19 protein-coding genes and 1 tRNA gene are annotated in these 19,736 nt (G+C 66.5%); 11 read left to right on the top strand and 9 right to left on the bottom strand.

Annotation, left to right across the window (positions count from 1 at the left end; genetic code table 11):
• Nucleotides 1-23: 23 nt before the first annotated feature.
• Nucleotides 24-770, bottom strand: coding sequence for a triose-phosphate isomerase (tpiA, locus tag C2U31_RS11790; protein ID WP_103272955.1), 747 nt, complete (start codon nt 768-770; stop codon nt 24-26).
• A gap of 243 nt (nt 771-1,013) precedes the next feature.
• On the bottom strand, nt 1,014-1,991 hold the full coding sequence (locus C2U31_RS11785; RefSeq protein ID WP_103276344.1) for an NAD(P)H-quinone oxidoreductase: 978 nt from the start codon (nt 1,989-1,991) through the stop codon (nt 1,014-1,016).
• A 104-nt stretch (nt 1,992-2,095) separates the two neighbouring features.
• Between C2U31_RS11785 and C2U31_RS11780 the strand changes: the two genes are divergently transcribed.
• Nucleotides 2,096-2,185 (top strand) — tRNA-Ser (locus C2U31_RS11780).
• 14 nt (nt 2,186-2,199) lie between these two features.
• The gene (locus tag C2U31_RS11775) at nt 2,200-2,529 is read left to right on the top strand and encodes a hypothetical protein (protein ID WP_158658355.1); all 330 of its coding nucleotides are present in this window, start codon (nt 2,200-2,202) and stop codon (nt 2,527-2,529) included.
• Here C2U31_RS11775 and C2U31_RS30505 read toward each other — a convergent pair.
• Nucleotides 2,517-2,894 carry a hypothetical protein gene (locus C2U31_RS30505; RefSeq protein WP_158658354.1) on the bottom strand — a complete coding sequence of 126 codons (378 nt, stop codon included), beginning with the start codon at nt 2,892-2,894 and terminating at the stop codon, nt 2,517-2,519. The genes C2U31_RS11775 and C2U31_RS30505 overlap by 13 nt on opposite strands.
• Nucleotides 2,895-2,927: 33 nt before the next feature.
• On the bottom strand, nt 2,928-3,653 hold the full coding sequence (locus C2U31_RS11765; protein ID WP_103272952.1) for a response regulator transcription factor: 726 nt from the start codon (nt 3,651-3,653) through the stop codon (nt 2,928-2,930).
• Nucleotides 3,654-4,022: 369 nt separating this feature from the next.
• On the opposite strand from C2U31_RS11765, the gene C2U31_RS11760 reads away from it, so the two are divergent.
• Entirely contained in the window at nt 4,023-4,928 is a 906-nt protein-coding gene (locus tag C2U31_RS11760; RefSeq protein ID WP_103272951.1) for a LysR substrate-binding domain-containing protein, read from the top strand.
• Nucleotides 4,929-5,151: 223 nt separating this feature from the next.
• Entirely contained in the window at nt 5,152-6,036 is an 885-nt protein-coding gene (locus C2U31_RS11755; protein ID WP_158658353.1) for a LysR substrate-binding domain-containing protein, read from the top strand.
• Nucleotides 6,037-6,054: 18 nt separating this feature from the next.
• Here C2U31_RS11755 and C2U31_RS11750 read toward each other — a convergent pair whose 3' ends face one another.
• Both C2U31_RS11750 and C2U31_RS11745 read right to left on the bottom strand, forming a co-directional pair.
• The gene (locus tag C2U31_RS11750) at nt 6,055-6,834 is read right to left on the bottom strand and encodes a response regulator transcription factor (RefSeq protein ID WP_103272949.1); all 780 of its coding nucleotides are present in this window, start codon (nt 6,832-6,834) and stop codon (nt 6,055-6,057) included.
• A 53-nt stretch (nt 6,835-6,887) separates the two neighbouring features.
• Nucleotides 6,888-7,685 carry a response regulator transcription factor gene (locus C2U31_RS11745; protein WP_158658352.1) on the bottom strand — a complete coding sequence of 266 codons (798 nt, stop codon included), beginning with the start codon at nt 7,683-7,685 and terminating at the stop codon, nt 6,888-6,890.
• A 418-nt stretch (nt 7,686-8,103) separates the two neighbouring features.
• Between C2U31_RS11745 and C2U31_RS11740 the strand changes: the two genes are divergently transcribed.
• The gene (locus C2U31_RS11740) at nt 8,104-9,339 is read left to right on the top strand and encodes an EAL domain-containing protein (RefSeq protein WP_158658351.1); all 1,236 of its coding nucleotides are present in this window, start codon (nt 8,104-8,106) and stop codon (nt 9,337-9,339) included.
• An 88-nt stretch (nt 9,340-9,427) separates the two neighbouring features.
• Here C2U31_RS11740 and C2U31_RS11735 read toward each other — a convergent pair whose 3' ends face one another.
• Nucleotides 9,428-10,075 carry a response regulator transcription factor gene (locus C2U31_RS11735; protein WP_103272946.1) on the bottom strand — a complete coding sequence of 216 codons (648 nt, stop codon included), beginning with the start codon at nt 10,073-10,075 and terminating at the stop codon, nt 9,428-9,430.
• Nucleotides 10,076-10,432: 357 nt separating this feature from the next.
• The gene (locus C2U31_RS11730) at nt 10,433-11,413 is read right to left on the bottom strand and encodes a LysR substrate-binding domain-containing protein (RefSeq protein ID WP_103272945.1); all 981 of its coding nucleotides are present in this window, start codon (nt 11,411-11,413) and stop codon (nt 10,433-10,435) included.
• Nucleotides 11,414-11,496: 83 nt separating this feature from the next.
• Between C2U31_RS11730 and C2U31_RS11725 the strand changes: the two genes are divergently transcribed.
• Complete coding sequence (locus tag C2U31_RS11725) at nt 11,497-12,420, top strand: carbon-nitrogen hydrolase family protein (RefSeq protein WP_103272944.1); 924 nt, start codon at nt 11,497-11,499, stop codon at nt 12,418-12,420.
• A 488-nt stretch (nt 12,421-12,908) separates the two neighbouring features.
• Here the strand turns inward: C2U31_RS11725 and C2U31_RS11720 are convergent, their stop codons facing one another.
• The gene (locus tag C2U31_RS11720; protein WP_103272943.1) at nt 12,909-13,334 is read right to left on the bottom strand and encodes a hypothetical protein; all 426 of its coding nucleotides are present in this window, start codon (nt 13,332-13,334) and stop codon (nt 12,909-12,911) included.
• A 372-nt stretch (nt 13,335-13,706) separates the two neighbouring features.
• Here C2U31_RS11720 and C2U31_RS11715 point away from each other — a divergent pair, with 372 nt between their 5' ends.
• The 5 genes from C2U31_RS11715 to C2U31_RS11695 all read left to right on the top strand — a co-directional run bounded on the left by C2U31_RS11715 (nt 13,707) and on the right by C2U31_RS11695 (nt 19,730).
• A complete protein-coding gene (locus C2U31_RS11715; RefSeq protein WP_233772847.1) occupies nt 13,707-14,276 on the top strand; it encodes a PIN domain-containing protein in 570 nt (189 codons plus the stop codon).
• Between the two features lie 294 nt (nt 14,277-14,570).
• Nucleotides 14,571-15,104 (top strand): fimbrial protein, encoded by a 534-nt coding sequence (locus C2U31_RS11710; protein ID WP_103272941.1) that lies wholly within the window; start codon nt 14,571-14,573, stop codon nt 15,102-15,104.
• Nucleotides 15,105-15,248: 144 nt separating this feature from the next.
• A complete protein-coding gene (locus C2U31_RS11705) occupies nt 15,249-16,037 on the top strand; it encodes a molecular chaperone (protein WP_103272940.1) in 789 nt (262 codons plus the stop codon).
• Nucleotides 16,038-16,054: 17 nt separating this feature from the next.
• Nucleotides 16,055-18,619, top strand: coding sequence for a fimbria/pilus outer membrane usher protein (locus tag C2U31_RS11700; RefSeq protein ID WP_103272939.1), 2,565 nt, complete (start codon nt 16,055-16,057; stop codon nt 18,617-18,619).
• A 103-nt stretch (nt 18,620-18,722) separates the two neighbouring features.
• Nucleotides 18,723-19,730 carry a fimbrial protein gene (locus C2U31_RS11695; protein WP_103272938.1) on the top strand — a complete coding sequence of 336 codons (1,008 nt, stop codon included), beginning with the start codon at nt 18,723-18,725 and terminating at the stop codon, nt 19,728-19,730.
• Nucleotides 19,731-19,736 lie beyond the last annotated feature (6 nt).

Below are 19,736 nucleotides of genomic sequence, written 5' to 3'. Positions count from 1 at the left end.
TACGGACTCCGGAACGGAAACTTTTAGATGGCGGCGATGCGCAGGAATTCATCGGCCACGAGCGACGCGCCGCCGACCAGGGCGCCGTCGATGTCGGCCATGGCGAACAGGCTGGCGGCATTGGCCGCCTTGACGCTGCCGCCGTACAGCACTTGCACCTGGGCCGCGCCCAGCGCGCGCAGGGCGGCGCGGATGGCGCCGTGGACTTCCTGGGCCTGCTCGGGGCTGGCGCTGCGGCCGGTGCCGATGGCCCAGACCGGCTCATAGGCCAGGACCATGCGCGACACGGCTTCGGCGCCCAGGGCCAGCACGGGCTTGAGCTGGCGCTCGATGACGGCCAGCGTGTTGCCGGCGTCGCGATCGGCCAGCGATTCGCCCACGCAGACCACGGGAGTCAGGCCGGCGGCCAGCGCGGCGCGCGACTTGTCCGCCACGATCTGGTCGGTCTCGCCGTGCAGCACGCGACGCTCGGAGTGGCCGGCCAGGGCCCAGCGGCAGCCGAATTCCTTCAGCATCGCGCCGGAGACTTCGCCCGTGTAGGCGCCCTTTTCCTGAGCGCTGACATCCTGCGCGCCCCAGCTGACGCTGCTGCCGGTCAGGGCGGAAGCGGCCTGGGCCAGGTACGGGAACGGCACGCAGACGCCGATCTGGCAATGGCTGGCGGCATCCACGGCGCGCAGTTCGGTCAGCAGCGCGGCGTTCTCGGCCAGGTTGCCGTTCATCTTCCAGTTGCCCAGCACGAGGCGGGCGCGGTTTTCGACTGAAGTCATGGCGCAAAGGTCAGAAAGGGTGAGCCCGGGAGGCCGGCCGCCGGCCAGCCGCGAGGCCAGACCGCCGCCGGACGGGTGCCTCCGGGCCGGGGGGCTGCCGCTTGGGCGGCACCAGGAGTGCGCCGACGACGGCAGGCTGCGGCCCATGAAACATTCGCCCACGGGTCTGCCTGGAAAAAATTCCAGGCGAAACCTGCGATTGTATCCTGTTGTGCGCCGGCGTGCCGACGCACCCGAGTTTCCCTATACGGTCAGGATGATCTTGCCGATGTTCTCGCCGCTTTCCATCATGGCGTGGGCCTGGGCGGCCTGGGCCAGCGGGAAGGTGGCGTGGACGATCGGCTTGATGGCGCCCTGCTCCAGCAACGGCCAGGCGCGCTCGCGCAGCGCGCGGGCGATGGCGCCCTTGAAGGCCACTGGGCGCGGACGCAGCGTGGAACCGGTGATGGTGAGCCGGCGACGCATGACCTGCGCCGTGTCCACATTGGCATGGGCGCCGCCCAGCTGCGCGATGATGACAATGCGGCCGTCGTCGGCCAGGCACTGGATGTCGCGACCGATGTAGTCGCCCGCCACCATGTCCAGGACCACGTCCACGCCGCGTCCGCCGGTGGCGTCCAGCACTTCCTTCACGAAGTCCTGGGTCTTGTAGTTGATGCCGCGCGCGGCCCCCAGCGCTTCCACGGCGCGGGCGCGCTCATCGCTGCCGACGGTGGCGTAGACCGGGTTGCCCATCGCGCGGGCCAGCTGGATGGCCGTGGTGCCGATGCCGCTGGCGCCGCCATGGACCAGCAGCGCCTCGCCCTCGGCCAGACCGCCGCGGTCGAACACGTTGCTCCAGACGGTGAAGTAGGTTTCGGGCAGGCCGGCGGCTTCGATGTCGGAAAGGCCGCGCGGAATCGGCAGGCACTGGGCCGCGGGCGCGACGCAGTATTCGGCATAGCCGCCGCCCGCGACCAGCGCGCAGACCTTGTCGCCGATCGCCAGGCCGCCGGCAGCCGCGTCGCCGGACACGATTTCGCCGGCCACTTCCAGGCCGGGCAGGTCCGACGCGCCGCGCGGCGGCGGATAGGCGCCCTTGCGCTGGAATACGTCGGGACGGTTGATGCCGGCCGCGCTGACCTTGATCAGCACCTCGCCCGGACCGGGCTCCGGCATGGGTCGTTCCACCGGCACCAACACGTCCGGACCGCCGGGGCGGGAGATTTCAACAGCCTTCATCATGCCTCCTGGGTAGCAAATGGATTATTATTGCGCCCTTCGGATGGCATGCAAGCCATCGCCGGCAAAACGTTTGCCTGGCGATCGGCGCCGTCCCGACACCAGGAAGCGTGGCCGAGCGGTTGAAGGCACCGGTCTTGAAAACCGGCAAGGGTTTACGCCCTTCGTGGGTTCGAATCCCACCGCTTCCGCCAACACGATGCCGCGCATGGCCCTATCCCTAGCCTCCCTTCCGCTACCCGACGGCTTCGAACCGCGCGGGGAGCTTGCCGTCGAGCACGACGAAGAATCGGGCAAGGTCTACGAGATGTGGATGCTGGACACGGCGCTGCCGTTCGACGCGGCGGTCGCCGCGCTGTCTGAGTTCGCGCAGCGGCACTTTGGCGGCCAGAAAAGAGAAGCCGCCACCAAGCTGCCGGGCGTGCGCAGCTGGGCCGCGAACTGGACCCTGGGCGGCCAGGAAGTCTCGGCGCAACTCACCTGCGCGGACGCAGACAGCGCGGGCTATCTGCGCAATGCCTACCCCTACACGTCGTAGGATTGCTCGCCCAGCCGGAACCCCATGTCCGTGCCCCAGCGGTCGACATAGCGGATCCAGCGCGTCTGGCATGACACACAGCAATAGTGCTCATAGCGGTTGACCGGGTCGCCGTCGACCTCCACGCAATCCACCAGGCCTAGCCGCGGATGCGACTCCATGCTGACCGCCATGCCCAGCGGCAGGCTCAGACAGGACTCGCACATGGATGCGGCCCGCGCCTCGCCCGAGGCCGGCTCCCCCCTTCCGGTCCCGGCGCTCCCCCCGGCGCCGGGACCGGGCGCGCTCGCGCCGTCGGAATGCGCCTCGGCCTCGGCGCAGATCCGGATCAACAGATCGAGCACGGTCAGTTCGCTAAGACTCACCACGGCGCGCCCCTCGGATACATGGGCGACACGCTAGGCATAGGCTTTCTGGCTGGCGGCGAGCGCCATCACGGGCATCAGGCGGAATCCCTGCGCGTAGACGCTGCTGAGCTGGAGCCCGTTTTCAGGCTGCAACTGCAGCTTCACCCGCAAGCGGTAGACATGCGTGTCCAGCGTCTTGGAATCGAATTCCAGCGAGCGGCCCCAGATTGCTTTTTCCAGCACGATGCGCGGCACCAGACGACCAATATGCCGGAACAGGTACAGGCCCAGATCGAATTCGCGGCGCGACAGCTTCACCGGCTGGCCGCGCAACATGGCGGTCCGGCCCACGGGATCGATTTCATAGTCGCCGACCCGGATCAGATCGGCCGGCAACGCCTGATCGGGATACGCCCGGCGCAGCAGCGCGCCCACCCGCGCCGCCAGCTCGCCGGCGCGCACCGGCTTGCTCATGCAATCGTCCGCGCCGTCTTCCAACGAGGAGGTCACGCAGTTTTCCAGATCCGCCGCCTCCGCCAGCAGCAGGATGGGCTGGGCGCGCCCCGCCGCCGCGCGGACCTTGCCCACCAGCAGCGGATCCATGCCCCCCGTCGACAGGCCCGCATCCACGACAAAAAAGTCGTAGTCCTGCGCCTGCCCGGACTGCAGGAACACGCTGCCCTGTCCGTGGACGGAGCACTCGTGCCCAATCGCGTTCAACAAGATGGCCGTCACTTCGGCCTGTTCGCGCTTGCCACCCAACACTGCGATCTTCATGATTCACCTCAATGCGCCGCATGACCAACCGGCCCGTGCGCCTAATCCACAATTCGGGATAAACCCTGTACTGCCTAAAGCTGCGTTAATTGATATAAATTGAAAAATATTCAGCCGCCGCTTCGACACCCCCAACATCCAGGGCCCGGAACAAGCCCGACGCCCCTCCTGAAACCGCCTCGGACCCTCGATCACCCACTTCGAAACAAAACGACATAAAGTGACGATGCAAGGCATTCGAAGCAGATGCGTGCGTTTTCAATATCTGAATTACGCAACGGTTACTAATCTAAGCAGAGTCTCAGCGCGTAACAATCGACAATGCAGCTCCAACCTATGACCTAACGGAATACCTTTCGGGCTTTTTCCATGCGATTGCTGCTCCCTTCCATGCCCGAACTCCATGCCTTTCTCGCCGTCGCGCAGGTGGGCAGCTTCTCCGCCGCGGCACAGACCCTGTGCGTTACGCAAGGCGGCGTCAGCCGTTGTGTGCAGCGCCTTGAAAGCCGCCTCGGCATGCCCTTGTTCCTGCGCAACGGCCGTGGCGTTTCGCTGACACCGACAGGGCAACGGTTGTACGAACAGATCGAGCCCGCGATGCGCACGCTGGCGGACGCGGTCGCCAGCGTCCAGGCCCACGCATCGCCGCGCGGCGTGCTGCGCCTGCGCACCGTCTCCACGCTGTCGATGCGCTGGCTGGTGCCGCGCCTGCCCCAATTCCATGCGCGCATGCCAGGCGTGCGCGTGATCATCCAGCCCAACGTGCTGGACGACGATTTCCTCGAAAAGGACGTGGACTGCTGGCTCTACTGGCGCAAATCGGCCACCGGTCAATGGCCCCGGCATCTGCGCAGCACCTACATCATCGGCCGCGAGATCGTGCCCGTCTGCCACCCTTCGGTCCTGCCCGGCATCCATTCGCCCGCGGACCTGCTGCGCCAGCCACTGCTGTATCACGTGGAAGCGCCGGAGATGTGGCAGCAATGGTGCGAGGCCTACGGACAGCCCGCTCCCAAGATGCTGGATTCCGAGTTCAACATCATGGCCGCCGCCATTGACGCGGTGGCCAACAACTTCGGCGTCGTGCTGTCGCCGCGCTGCCTGGTGCAGATGGATGAGCAGGCTGGCCGCGTCGCGGTCCCCGCCGGCATGTCGATCTCGAGCCGCCGTGGCTACTTCCTGTGCACGCCGAAAACGCGCGACGGCGATCCGCTGATCGATGCATTCCGCAGCTGGCTGCTGGAATGCGCGGCCACCGACTTCGAACAAGACTGAAGCAAGGGTCCGCACGCGCGGGCAGGCCCGGCCATTCTCATGGCCGATAGAATTTGAATTTCAACGCGAATTGCCCGCCTACACTGACCAGGCCCTTAACCGCCGCGTGCCCGGCGCGCAGGCGTCCGTCCAGATTCCTGCAGGCGCATTGCCTGCACGCACAGGGCGCATGCCTGACGTCGTCCGACATACGCAATACGCCATGCGCCTGCAGCTTCCCCCCATGCCAGAATTGCACGCCTTCGTGTCCGTCGCGCGCTCCGGATGCATCACCGCGGCCGCGGACGGCCTGGAGATGACACAGGGCGGCGTCAGCCGCAGCATCAGGCGCCTGGAGTCACGGCTGGGCGTCATACTGTTCCTGCGCGGCGGCCGCGGCGTCACGCTGACCGAAGCCGGACGCCAGCTGTTCGATCGGGTCGAGCCGTCGCTGCGCGTGCTCAGCGACGCGATGATGGAGATCGATACGCAGGCCTCGCCGCGCAGCCGGCTCACGGTGCGATCCGTATCGACGCTGGCCACGCGCTGGCTGATCCCCAAGCTGCCGGAGTTCAACCAGCAGATTCCGAATGTGCGTGTCGTATTGCAGCCCTACGCGCCCGACGACGATTTCCTCGATACCCAAACGGATTGCTGGATCGTGCCTCGGCCGCCCAAGGGCAATCCCTGGCCGCGTCATGTCATGGCCACGTACCTGGCGGGGCAACACATCGTGCCGATCTGCCATCCCGATCTCGCGCCCCAGATCCTCAAGCCAGAAGACCTTTTGCGCCATCCGCTGCTTTATCACCTGGAGCAACCGGACGACTGGCGCATCTGGCTGGAGACGCAGAGCGGCGTGCAATCCTTCTCGGTGGATTCCGGCTTCAGCACGGTCGCAGGCATCATCGACGCGGTGGCCGACAATTTCGGCGTCGGCATCGTGCCGCGCTGCCTGCTGGACGCGGACCTGAAGACGCAGCGCGTGGCCTTGCCCTTCCCGCACCCGGTGCCCTCTCACGGCGGCTACTATTTCTGCATGCTGCGCTCGCGCGGCGACGATCCGGTCCTGGACGCGTTCTCGCAATGGCTGCAGCGCCGCGCGCAGCAGGATCTGAACGACTTCTGACTCCCGGCCCGGCAGCCGTCAAGGCCCCAACGCCAGCCCTTCCGCCAGGCTGTGTTCGTTCCTGCCCACGCTCAGGTGGCCGACGAACACATAGCCACGGCCTCGCACGCTCCTGATCGGCAATGTGACGCCCAGCATTTCGGCCCGGCGCTTCAGGCGGCTGATCACCACGTCGATCGAGCGCCCGGTAATGCTGGAGCCATCGGCGGCCGATATCGTGTCGTTGCGCCGCGCCTCCATTCCCTCATGGTGCGCGAACCATTGCAGCAGCGTGCGCTCCGACTTGCGCAGGTCTATGCGCGTGCCATCGGCGGCCGCCAGCATCCAGCCGCCGTCCGAAAGCACCCAGACGCCCTGCCTGCCGCCGTCCTCGTCGGCCCGCGCCACGGCGACCGCCTGGGCCATGTCGACACGCCGGGCATCCGCGCCACCCTTGCGCCGGATCGCCTGCAGGACCGCGGCCAGTTCTTCCGGGCCGGCCTGCGCGGACAGGCAATTGTCGGCACCCGCCATATAGGCGTGGATGCGCCGATCAATGGCGGAGAACTCGCCGACCGCCAGTACGGTCGCGTCCGGAAAGCTGCTGCGCACCTGACGCAGCAGAAGCAGGAAATTCAGTCCCACGGGCAGGATCAGGTGCGTGATCCCGCGCCCCAGGCGCCACTCGCCGGCCAGCGGCGCGGGGCCGACGTCGACATCCTGGAACGGCAGGCCCAGGCTGTTGAGCAGGAATGCCTGGCGCGTCCTGGCATCAGGCTCCTCGAAGATGACGAATATTTCGGCAGTGGCACGCATCATGGTTGGATTCATCCGATCTCGCACGGCCCGATCCAGGACGGGCCGCGGCTTGCTCAAGACAGCGTCACCACCTGGATCAGGCGAAAACCCTGCGCATACACGCTGGCCAGTTGCAGGCCGTTTTCCGGTTGCAATCTGAGCTTGACCCGCAGGCGGTAGATGTGCGTGTCCACCGTCTTGGAATCGACGCCCAGCTCCCTGCCCCAGATCGCCTTCTCCAGCGTCGAGCGACTGACCAGACGGCCGACGTTGCGGAACAGATACAAGGCCAGGTCGAACTCGCGACTCGACAGCTTGACGGGCTGCGCATTGAGATGGAGCCGGCGCGCGGCCACGTCGATGACATAGGCGCCTACCTTCAGCACGTCCGTCTGCAGCTCCTGGCTTGGATAGACACGCCGCGCCAGCGCCAGCACGCGCGCCGCGAACACGGCGATGCGCAAGGGCTTGAACATGACATCGTCGGCGCCCGCGTCGTACAGGTCCGCCAACTCGGATTCCGCCACCGCCGCCGTCAGGGCCAGGATGGGAGGCATGTTCCTGACCTGAGAACGGATGCGCGCGATCAGGTCCACGCCATCGCCAGCCATGGCGTCCCCCAGGTCCAGCACGATCAGATCCACGCCACCCGGGCTGACTCGCTCCGGCCAGGCATCGAATACGCCGACCTGGAAGCCTTGCTGTGTCAACAGGCGCGCCAGTTGGTCCGCCTGCTGCCGCTCATGTCCGACGAGCGCGACATACAGCGATGAGCCGGCCGTTCTGGCTCCGCCAGCATCCTCTGGTTTATGCCCGATGTGGGCTTCCTCGCGATCCTCGGGCAGATAGGAAGCGTGTGTCCCGGTGTGCATGCGCACATCAAGGGATTCCTGAACGGCATGGCGATTCCAATGCATATACCTTCCTGCAAATCTCGGACCTCACGGATCCCGCTTTCGTGGAACGCGCGCCGCGACCCGCGAGTCGCTTGCGGGCGGAATGCTCCGCCACGGCCCTTGTCGCTCCAACACCGCGTCGGGGTCTGCCGCCCCGTGAGCAGTGATATTTGAAACTTGTGGACACCGCGTACATGTCGAAATACTACTGACCGAAAGGGGTTGAAATTCGAACAATAGTCAAAGCAAGGAACTTTCCTTTCCACCTCGCCATAGGCGCGCACGGCGCATGCCGATCCATCTTGCAAGCATGTAGGACCAGGCTGATTCAAGCGCGCGAAGCGCGATGGAAGAATGCTCTCGACTCATAAGGCGGCCACCGCGCAAGCAAACCATGATCGAGACCATCCTCGTCGTCGATGAATACGACACGCACCGCGTGGGCCTGGCAAGCGTGCTGCGCAAGGCCACTGGCGCGGACGTCATCGCCGCGCGCAACGGCAGGATCGCGCTGGACGAGATCCGCCAGCAGCGATGGGACATCGTGGTGCTCGACCTCGACCTGCCCGACATGACCGGCCTGCAATTGATCGACGCATTGGCGCGGCACGGCGGCGCCGGCGGCATCATCCTGACCAGCGGGCATCCCGCCCGCCTGGTCCAGGCCGCGGCGGCCTACGCGCAATCGCGCGGCATCAGCGTCCTGGCCACGCTGGAAAAGCCGCTGAAGTCCGGCCGCGTGCGCGCCGTGGCCGCCACGCTGCAAGGCGAGCTGCGCATGCAGCGCGACGCCGCGCTCGTCAGCAAACCGCAAGCGGCTGTTTCAAGGCTGTCGCGCGACGACCTGCTGCTGGCGCTGGCCACCGGCCGCATCGAAGGCCACCTGCAGCCACAGCACCATGTCGACAGCGGCCGCCTGCGCGGCGCCGAGATACTGGCGCGCTGGCGCAACGACGACGGCACGCTGCTGGAGCCGGCCGTCTTCCTGCCGGCGTTCGAAGGCGCAGGCCTGATGCGACCGTTGACCGACTACATGATCGAGCAGGCGCTCGCCGCCCAGATCCGGCTGGCCTGGATACGCGACCTGAGCATCAGCATCAACATTCCCACCGGCATCGCCAGCTCCGTCGACTGGGCGCAACAGCTGGCCCAGCAGGCGAGGCTGGCTGGCGCCACGCCCAGCCGCCTGGTGATCGAAATCATCGAGGACGGCGACGCCTCGGCCATCCCCGCCCTGACCGGCGCGGTGACCCAATTGCGCCTGCGCGGCTTCAATTGCGCGATCGATGACTTCGGCACGGGCAGCTCATCGCTGGACCGCCTGCTGTGGGTGCCGTTCAACGAACTGAAGATCGATCGCCACATGATCAGCCAGGCGCGCCACCATCCGCACGCGCGGCGCATCCTGTCCAGCACGATAGGCATGGCGCGCGGGCTGGGCATCGCGGTCGTGATCGAAGGCATCGAGTCCGAAGACGACCTGAAGCTCGTGACCGGCCTGGGTGGACAGATCACCCAGGGCTATCTGCACGGCAAGGCCATGACGCTGGAAGCGTTTGAAATCTATGCCGCCACGCAGCGGACCCGGCAACGCCCGCCCGCCACGCTGGCCGCCATCGCGACCTGCTGATCTCGGGCGCAGCGCGGACCACCCGTGCCCCGGCGCGGGCCCGCGGCTAGGCGCGGAGTTCGTGCGGCCGCATCTGCAAGGCAGCGCCCTAGGCGTCGGCCAGACCCGTCTCTATGCCGTAACGCAACAGCTCGATATCGCTCTGCACGCCCAGCTTGAGCATGGCGGTGCCCTTCTGCGTGCTGATGGTCTTCTTGCTGCGGTCCAGCCGCTGCGCGATCTCGTTGACCGTCAGGCCAGCCAGAAACAGCCGGACCACTTCCATCTCGCGCAAGGTCAACGCCAGCAGGCCCGCCCGGCCATAACCCGCGGCCTGCGCCAGCGCCTCGATGCGCGGCGACAGATAGCGCCCGTCGCCGCGCGCGCGCAGGATCGCCGGCAGCAGATGGCTAAGCTCGTCGACCTTGCTAACGATGCAATGCACGCCCCGGCTCAACAGCATGTGCACGACGCCAGCGTTCTCCAGCCGCGTGAGGATGACAATGCGCAGGCCCGGATAACGCTGCCTGATCACCTCCAGACAAGGCGCTGAGCCGGCGCTCAAGCCGCCCAGCATCGCGTACTCGCATACGAGTACGTCATAGGCCGCGGCTTCGAGCGCCTGCTGCATGCCACCCGCGCTGCGCGGCGCACAGCTGACGTTGATGTTGGGGGATTGGATTAACGCATGCCGCACGCCGGCACAGACCGCGGGATGATCATCCGCGACCAGGACTTTCACGCTTTGTGGACTCATGATCCGACACTACGAATAAAACGCCATCGAGGCGCCCACTTGATACGGCCGCGGAACATTTGTGCTGGCGCGGCCCTCAAGACCTTACATAGACAAGACAACTCATGGAACTTGTCCGACGTGGGGCGCAGTGTAGGAGCGCGGGCAGGGTCAAAGATTGAACTTTGACAATTGTTCAATCTTCAATTCGGATGATCAAAAAGCGCGCACGGAAGTTCCACCGAACGGAATTCCGCGCATGCTTCAATGCGAGTGTTCGTCTTTGCTTGGTCCTCCGCAGCGCACGTCCACGATCGGCAACCACGGCTCGAAGCGCTCGCGGTTTTCTTGACGGAAGCGACCGGCGCGCAGCCGCGTTCAAACGGACAGGGTGCGCCAGAGATACTGCTCCAGCAGCGGCTGCAGACATCGCCGCAACGCAGACGCGGCCGGATCGCGCAAGGCATCGGCGCGCCAACCCAGCTCGATGGCATAGCCCGGCATGGCGACGGGACACGGCAGCAGCGCCAAGCCTGCCGCCCGCGCCAGGCCGCGCGCGGCATGCTCGGGCAGCGTGGCCAGCGCCGCGCCGCCGCGCAACAGGAAGGCCAGCGCGGAAAAATGCGAGGTCGAGGCCTGCACGCGACGCTTCAGGCCCATGCCGTGCAGCACCTCGTCCACCACGCCGATGAAGCCGCCCGACGACACCAGCACATGTTCCCGGCGCACGAACTCCTCGACCGACAGCGCTTTCTGGCCACGCCGCAGGCTGGCGGGATCCAGCAGACAGGCGTAGCCGCCATGACCGACCAGCGCCTTCTGCAAGGCGGCCGCGCTAAGTCCTCCGGACGCGATCACCAGATCGGCCTCGCGCGCCATCAGCATGTCCGCCGCCATCCGGCTGTGCGCCTGCCGGAAGATCACGCGCAGGCCCGGCGCCTCGATGGCCAGCCGGTCCATGAGGTCCCGTCCCAGCGCGATCTCGAAGTCATCGGACAGTCCCAGCGTGACCGAGCGGCCCGCCACGCCCGCGCGGCCTGGCCGCGCCAGCGCCAGGCTCTGGCGGCACTTGTCCAGCGCCTCGCCGATCACGGGCCGCAGTTCGCGCGCCCGCAGGCTCGGGGCCAGCCCGCGTCCGGTGCGCGTGAACAGCGGATCGCCGTAGAGCGCGCGCAACCGTGCCAGCGCCGCGCTGACCGCGGACTGCGTCACGCCCAGCCGCAAGGCGGCGCGGCCCGCGCCGCCTTCGTCGTAGATCGCCTCGAACACCTTGAGCAGATTCAGATCGGGCAGATTCCAGTCCGTCGGATCCCCAGCCGCCACGCGCGGGGCCGTCGATGCGATATCAGTTTTCTTCATATCAATTATCTTCAGACAGGATTGATTGATTTTAGGCAGGGCGGGAGACTGACGAACACATCCACCCCATTCCAGGAATCGCCATGACCATCAGCACCGTCGCCGCCCTGCAAATCGGCTCGTCCCCCGAAGGCAAAACCCGCACGCTGGAACACGTACTCGCATTCGAATCCGAGATCGCCGCCGCCGGCGCCGCGCTGGTCGTCATGCCCGAGGCGCTGCTGGGCGGCTATCCCAAGGGCGAGATCTTCGGCACCCGGCTGGGCTACCGCCTGCCCGAAGGCCGCGAGGCCTATGCGCGCTATCACGACAACGCCATCGACGTGCCGGGACCGGAAACCGAGGCGCTGGCGGGCCTGTCGCGGCGCACCGGCGCCAGCCTGGTGGTGGGCGTGATCGAGCGCGGCGGCAGCACGCTGTATTGCACTGCGCTGTACTTCGATCCCTCGGCCGGCCTGGTCGCCAAGCACCGCAAGCTGATGCCCACGGGCACCGAGCGCCTGATCTGGGGCCAGGGCGATGGCTCCACCCTGCCGGTGGTCGACACGCCGGCCGGCCGCGTCGGCGGCGCCATCTGCTGGGAAAACCACATGCCGCTGCTGCGCGCCGCCATGTATGCGAAAGGCGTGCAGATCTGGTGCGCGCCCACCGTGGACGAGCGCGACATCTGGCAATGCTCGATGCGCCATATCGCCCACGAAGGCCGCTGCTTCGTGATCAGCGCCTGCCAGGTGCAGCCCTCGCCCGCCGAGCTGGGCCTGGACGTGCCGGGCTGGGACAGCCAGCGTCCGCTGATCAATGGCGGCTCGGTCATCATCGGCCCGCTGGGCGACGTGCTGGCCGGCCCGCTGCATGGCCAGACGGGCCTGCTGACCGCCCGCATCGACACCGCCGAGCTGGTCCGCGCGCGCTACGACTTCGATGTATCCGGGCACTATGCCCGGCCCGACATCTTCAGCCTGACGGTGGACGAACGGGCCAGGCCGGCCGTCCGCTACCTCTCCTGAGTCGCCCGCGCGGGCGGCATGACCCTCACGGCAGTGATGGTATAGTCACGCCCTCTGGACGCCCCCTCGCGGACGCGTCCCGCCGCCGGCGCAGTCAGGCCGGCCGCGCCCGAGTGGTGAAATTGGTAGACACAAGGGACTTAAGACAATTTGAGCCCTCCGGGGGAAACCCCGAAGGTGTAGCCCGTCAAACTCGGCGAAGGCCCTGGACCCGTTCCGCGCTGACACCGAGCCAAGCCCGGCCCGCAAGGGGCGGGAAGGTGTAGAGAGCAGACGGCGGGCGCCTAAGGCCGCAAGGCTATGGCGAAGGCGTGCTCCAGACCACGAACGGCGCGTGACGCGCCGGCGGCGAAAGCCGAAGTGGTACGAAAATCCCTCGGCCGCAAGGCCGTACCGGTTCGATTCCGGTCTCGGGCACCACCTCCCGCCGGCACGGCATGCCTGCCGTGATGACGGCTCAAGCTGCTGCCGCCATGGCAGTCCTTCCGCTAGAAGGGCGGCAAACGCATGAGCATGCTGTCGCACGCCGAGGTCGACAGCGATGCGCTGTAGTCAGTCGCATAGATGATTCCCTGGTGGTCAAAGGAAAAGCTGATCGTGCACGAAGCCGTGCCCGCCGGTTCATAGGTGTAGCTCTTTCCCGAGAACGGCATTTTTCCCTTGTCCGTCTTGACCTCTCCCGTCAAGTACGTCGCTTTCTCCTGGTACAGATCGCGGCTGGCCCTCCAGGACCAGACCTCTGTCAGTTCTCCATTCTGCCGGGTCACAAGTCCTCGCTCTTGCGGCAGTCCCAGCCGATCAGCGATTCTGCCGATATGCCTGCCATGTGAGTACTTCAGCGCCGAATCCACCGGCATCAACCAAACGCACCCGCTCAACACGCTCGCCGCCGTCACGCCGATAAGCCACTTCATGTGAGATTTCCTGGTTGTTATTCAGCCTCCCGGAACACGCGGGACAAGCCTTGCTGAGGTCCCTCGCATCCGGGCCTATGGATTATCTCCAGCGCATTCTCGCGGGCCAACAGGAAGCCGCACGCCGCGCGCACGCTTCGATTTCACTGCATTACGAAGTACCTCGTACCAGCTATGGCGCGGTCCGCATCGGCACGCAGGCCTGGCGCGATGCCTTGCCTCGCCCGCATCGCGCGGATCCGAAGAAAAAGCACTATTCTTGCGCCTGCCCATCTTCTTATCGCCTTCCGGCCCCGCATCCGCCGGGCCCAGCCCATCTTGACCGCCAACCCGCTCCCCGCCCCCTTCATCGTCCTGGACGCCTGCGTCCTCATGTCCGGCATCGTCCGTCGACTGGTTCTCCGGCTGGCCGAGGCCGGCGTCTACCAGCCGGTCTGGACCGAACGCATCGGCGAGGAATGGCGACGCAACGCCTCGCGCATCTGGGAGATCCCGCCGGAAGTCATGGCGGAGCAATGGGCGGACATGAACGCGCGCTTTCCGCAGGCCCTGGAGCGTGACGCCCAGGCCTACGAAGCCTCGCTGCGCTACAGCGACCCCAAGGACTTCCACGTGATCGCGGCCGGGCTGGCCAGGCGCGCGCGCTGCGGCCTGCAGCAAGTGCCCGTGGTGCAGGTGATGACCTGGAACCTGAAGGACTTCAACCGCTCGGAACTGCGCCGCCAGGGACTGGACGTCTACAACCCCGACCGCATGCTGGCGCAATGGTGGCAGGAAGACGCCGGGCGCATGCGCGCCGCCGTGGCGCGGATACCCGCGGACTACGTGGCCCTGGGCCGCGAACCCGAGGCGCTTGCCGCGACGCTGCACCGCGAGCGCCTGTACCGCCTGAAATCCCTGGTCGCGCGCGATGCTGCCAGCGCCGAGGCCACGCAAGTCTGAACGGCGTTGATGCGCCGCGTGCCGCGAGGCGTATCGCAGGCGCAAGTCCTGTGACTAGGACAAAGGGAAATCTGCCTGTGCGTCCGCGCAACACCCAATCTCCACGAAAGCGCATCAAACGGAAACTATCCGCGGGTTTCCGTTGAATCATTTCAAAAAAGCGCGCATCGCTGCCCGGCGCCGTCGGTTGAATTCCGAACAATCGTCAAGCGATGATTTTCAACGCGTTTCCGCTGCCTAGACTGGCCTGCCATTTGGCAAATCCTTCAGTCCACGCACTCTCAGGAAACGCAGATGAAATCCCTCTCCCTCACCAAGGCCGCCGTGCTCATCGCGCTGGCCGCATCCGCCCAGGCTGCCCTCGCCGCCGACGGCACCGTGAACTTCGTTGGCAAGCTCATCGACACGCCGTGCTCGGTTTCGCCCAATAGCGCGAACCTGACCGTGCCGCTGGGCTCCGTGTCCACGACGTCGATGAACGGCGGCGTGGGCAAGCGCTCGACGCCCGCCAAGTTCACCATCGATCTGCTGAATTGCAGCCCCGCCGCTGGCGCCACCGCCACCGTGTCGTTCACGGGCACGGCCGACGCCAGCGGCAACAGGCTGCGCGTCGGCGTAGGTGAAGCGAGCGGCTTCGCCACCGGCGTCTCCATCGAAATCGCTGACTCGGCGGGCACGCCGATCAACCTGGGTGCGTCGTCGGTCGCCTATCCGCTGGTGGCGGGCAACAACCCCCTGCGATTCCAGGCCTCGTATTACTCCACGGCGGCCACGGTAACTGCCGGCACGGGTAACGCGGTCGCGCAATTCACTGTCGCTTACCAGTAAGCCGTGTTTTGAGCCTGGCTCTTCCCGGCGGCTCTCTCCCTCGCGCGGACGAAGCCGCCGGCGGCGATCCAGTGCGCCACCCTTGCATACGTATTCGCCACGCCGCGCTGGCGCCCCGGACTTATCGTGCATCAGAGAACCGCAATGTCCTTCATCACCACCACGCGAGCCGTCACCTGCGCCCTGACGGCTGCCAGCCTGTGCGCCGCGATAGCCGCGCCCGCGCATGCCGCGGTCCTGCTGGGCGGTACCCGCGTGATCCTGAACGAAAAAGACCGGGAAGCGTCGATCTCGATGAAAAACGAGGGCAAGGCGCCCTACGTGGTGCAGGCCTGGCTGGACGCCGGCGAAGGCAAGAACAAGACCCCTTTCCTGATCACGCCGCCCCTGTCGCGGCTGGATCCAGGCATGGAGAACCTGCTGCGCATCATGCGCGTGTCCTCCAACGACCTGCCGGCCGACCGCGAATCGGTCTTCTGGCTCAACGTCAAGGAAATTCCTGAAAAGGCCGAGGGCGAGAACGTGCTGCAGATCGCCGTGCGCACGCGCATCAAGCTGTACTACCGTCCTGCGGCGCTGCGCGGCGGCGACGCCTCGCTGGCGCGCAACAGCCTGAAGTGGGCCGTGGCGGCCGGCGCCAATGGCCAGGGCGCCGTGTTGAAAGTGGTCAATCCCACGCCTTATCACGTGACGTTCACGGGCTTCCGAATCAACAAGAATCAGCAGGAGATCCGCACGGAAATGCTGCCGCCCATGGCGGAGCAGAGCTATCCGCTGAAGGCGATCAAGACGCCCCAGGCGATCACGGTGACCTACACCACGATCAACGACTACGGCGGAGAAACCCCCGTGGAAATGGTGAACGTGCCCGCGGCCAGCGAGCCCGTGCCGCTCAAGCCCGAACCCGTGCCCGACAGCGCGGGGAAACCCTGATACATCGAGGGTACGCCGTGACTTCCGCTCCATGCTCCGCGCCGATTCGCAACTACGCCTTGCTGGCGCTCGCCCTGGCGCTGGCGCCGCAGGCTGGCAGGACCGCGCAGCCGGCGGCCAGCATCTTCAACGAAGGCTTCCTGGGCATCGGCGGCGATCAGCCCAACGCGGACCTGTCCGTGTTCAAGTTCGGCAACCAGGTACTGCCGGGCTCATACATGGTCGACGTGGTGCGCGACGGCAATGCGCTGGGCCAGTCCCAGCTGCGCTTCGAGGAAGCGCCGGGCAAGCGCGACGCGCAACCCTGCCTGACCCGGAGCATGCTGGAATCGTGGGGAGTGAACGCGGCCGCCATCGGCGGCCTGGCGACGCTGCCGCCGGAAAGCTGCGTGGATCTGGCGACCAGCCTGCCCGATGCCTCGTATACGTATGACGCGGGCCGCCAGCAACTGTCGCTGAGCATTCCGCAGGCGGCGCTCAAGCGCACGGCGCGCGGCGCGATCGACCCATCCAAATGGGACCGAGGCATCAATGCCGCCATGCTGGATTACCAATTCAACCTTACGCAGTACGACGGCACGCGTCCGAGCGCCGGTCCGGGCCCGACCATCAACGGCCCCTATGGTCCGCAGCCGGGCAGGGCCGCCAGGAACAACGCCGTGTTCGCCGGCCTGCGCGGCGGCTTCAATCTTGGCGATTGGCGCTTCCGCAACTACTCGACCTACAACCGCGACCAGTATGGCCAGGGCCGCTGGCAGGCGGTGCAGACCTATGCGCAGCGCGATCTGCGCTCGATCCGGGGCCAATTGCTGCTGGGCGACGGCAGCACGCCGGGCGAGCTGTTCGACAGCGTGCAATTCCGGGGCGTGCAGATCGCCTCGGACGATTCCATGCTGCCCGACAGCCTGAACGGCTATGCGCCGACCATACGCGGCGTGGCCCAGACCAATGCGCGCGTCACCGTGCGCCAGAACGGCTACATCATCTACAGCACCTATGTGCCGCCCGGCCCCTTCGCGCTGGACGACCTGTATCCCACCTCGGCCGGCGGCGACCTGGACGTGACCGTCACCGAGGCCGATGGCCGCGAGACGCATTTCGTGCAAGCCTATGCCGCCGTGCCCACGCTGCTGCGCGACGGCGCCTGGCGCTACAGCGCCACGGTCGGGCAGTATCGCAACGGCTACGTCTACAACCAGGGCGACATCCGCCGGCCTTACTTCCTGCAGGCCACGGCGGCCCGCGGCATGCCGATGGATTTCACGCTCTATGGCGGCACGACGCTGGCGCAGAATTACCAATCGCTGCTGGCGGGCGCGGGCAAGAACATGCGCAGCCTGGGCGCGGTGTCGCTGGATCTGACCCAGGCCCGCACGCAGCAGGACCAGGGCGGCACGCTGTCCGGCCAGTCGCTGCGCTTCCTGTACGCCAAATCGCTGGAACAGACCGGCACCAACTTCCGCATGGCCGGCTACCGCTATTCGACCAGCGGCTATCGCACGTTCCCTGAATCGGTGCAGATGCGCTATGCGCAGGAATACGGCCTGCCCTTCGCCAATCGTCGCAACGAGATCCGCCTCGACGTCTCGCAGCCGCTGGGAAACTGGGGATCCGTGTACGTGTCGGCGCGTCAGCAAAGCTATTGGAACAGCTCGCACACGGACAAGCTCGTCCAGCTCGGCTATTCCGGCAGCTATGGCCAGGTCAACTACAACCTGTTCTACAACCAATATTCGAACCAATATGGCCCATCGAACCGGCAGGTCATGCTGACGCTGTCGATCCCGCTGGGCAAGACCGGCGCGACGGCCATGTACTCAGCGTCTCACGACAGCAACGGCCGCGTGGCCCAGCAGGCCAGCCTGTTCGGCAGCGCGATGGACGACTACCGCCTGACCTACGGCATCACCGCGAACCAGTCGAACCAGGACAGCAGCAGCGGCAGCGCCAACCTCAATTACAAGGGTCGCTACGGCAATGTGACGCTGGGCCGCAGCCAGGGCTCGGGCTACGGCCAGACCAACCTGGGATTATCCGGCGGCGTCGTCGCCCACGGCGACGGCGTGACCCTGTCCCAGCCGTTGGGAGAAACCATCGCGCTGGTGCGCGCGCCCAAGGCCTCGGGCGTGGGCGTCGAGTCCCAGGCCGGCGTCAGCACGGACGGCGCGGGCAATGCGGTGGTTCCGAACGTCACCCCATACCGCAGCAACCGGTTGGCGCTGGTCACCCAGGACCTGGACGACTCGGTGGACGTGAAATACGCGGCCCGCGACGTGGTGCCCACGCGCGGCGCGGTGGTGCTGGCGCCGTTCGAGACGTCCGTGGGCTACCGCCTGATGCTGACGCTCAAGGGGCGTGACGGACGAGCGCTGCCCTTCGGCTCGCGCATCGAGAACGAAGCGGGCCAGGAAGTCGGCATCGTCGGCCCGGAGGGCCAGGCCTATGTGAGCGGCGCGCCCGAGGCCGGCACGCTGAAGGTGATCTGGGGCCAGGACGCGGCCGCGCAATGCGAGGTCAAGTACGCGCTGCCCCGCGAGGAAAAACCCTTGCCGATCCGCCAGTACGAAGGCAACTGCTCATGATGCCGCGCGTCCATCCCTGCATGCCGGAATGCTTGCGCCTTGAGGCCGCGCCCACGTCGCCCTGCTCTGGCCAGGTTCTCGTGGCTGAAAACGGAGTTTTCGAATGAAATGGCTACACACGCTCTTGCTGCGCGGTCTGTTGATCGCGGCGAGCCTGCTCTGCGCCGGGCAGGCCTGGGCCGTCTGCTCCTACTCGTCGCGCATGAATCTCGGCGACATCGTCATCAATCCCGGCTTGGTGCGGGTCGCCCAGGCTGCCGCCATCGGCGCCACCGTGGGAAGCCAGACCGTCACAATCCCCAACACCGGCGGTCTGATCTGGATCGGCCAATGCGCGGCCAACGGCTACGGCGGTTTCTACATCGCCCTGGATGTCAACCAGGGAACGGCCGTGGCGGGACTGAACAAAGTCTACAGCACCAACATCCAGGGCATCGGGTTTCGGATCAGCACGCTGGGCAGCAACGCGAACACCTGGCCGACCGGCACCGGCGTCTTCTACTCCTCCGCAGTCTCCGTGTATATAGGCTGGAGCCAGATTCAGTTCGAACTGGTGAAGACCGCCTCCATCGTCGGCAACGGCCAGCTGACGCCAGGGGAATACGGCCGGGTCAATGTCTCCGGCAACCCTTTCGATCAGTACTTCCGCGTCGTGGTGGCCGGCGGCAGCATCCTCACCCCCACCTGCAGCGTCGATGCCGGCTCGCAGAACATCACCGTGCCGCTCGGATCGGTCTACCGCAATGCGTTCGGAGGCGTGGGCTCCACCACGGCGCCCAGCGCTTTCTCGATCCGTCTCAACTGCAATTCGCTGCCGGCGGGGCAGGGCAACACGGTCATGATGACAATGGACGCGACCGCCGACCCGTCGGGCCAGCCCGGAACATTGCGCCTGGCCACCGCCGGGCCGGGTCCGATCGCGGGTGGCGTGGGCATACAGGTGCGCAATGCGCTCAACAACCCGGTCGTGTTCGGCCAGGCGGTCGACGTGGGGCCGTCGCAGTCTACGGGCTATGTCGTGTCCTTCACCGCGCGCTACATCCAGACCACCGGCACGGTGACGGCGGGCCAGGCCAATGGCCTGGCGACCGTGACCCTGACGTACAAATAAGACGGC

It is taken from the genome of Achromobacter sp. AONIH1, assembly GCF_002902905.1.
Taxonomy (GTDB): domain Bacteria; phylum Pseudomonadota; class Gammaproteobacteria; order Burkholderiales; family Burkholderiaceae_B; genus Achromobacter.
Note: the sequence above shows the minus strand (reverse complement) of the source record. Positions and strands in the feature narration are given on the sequence as shown.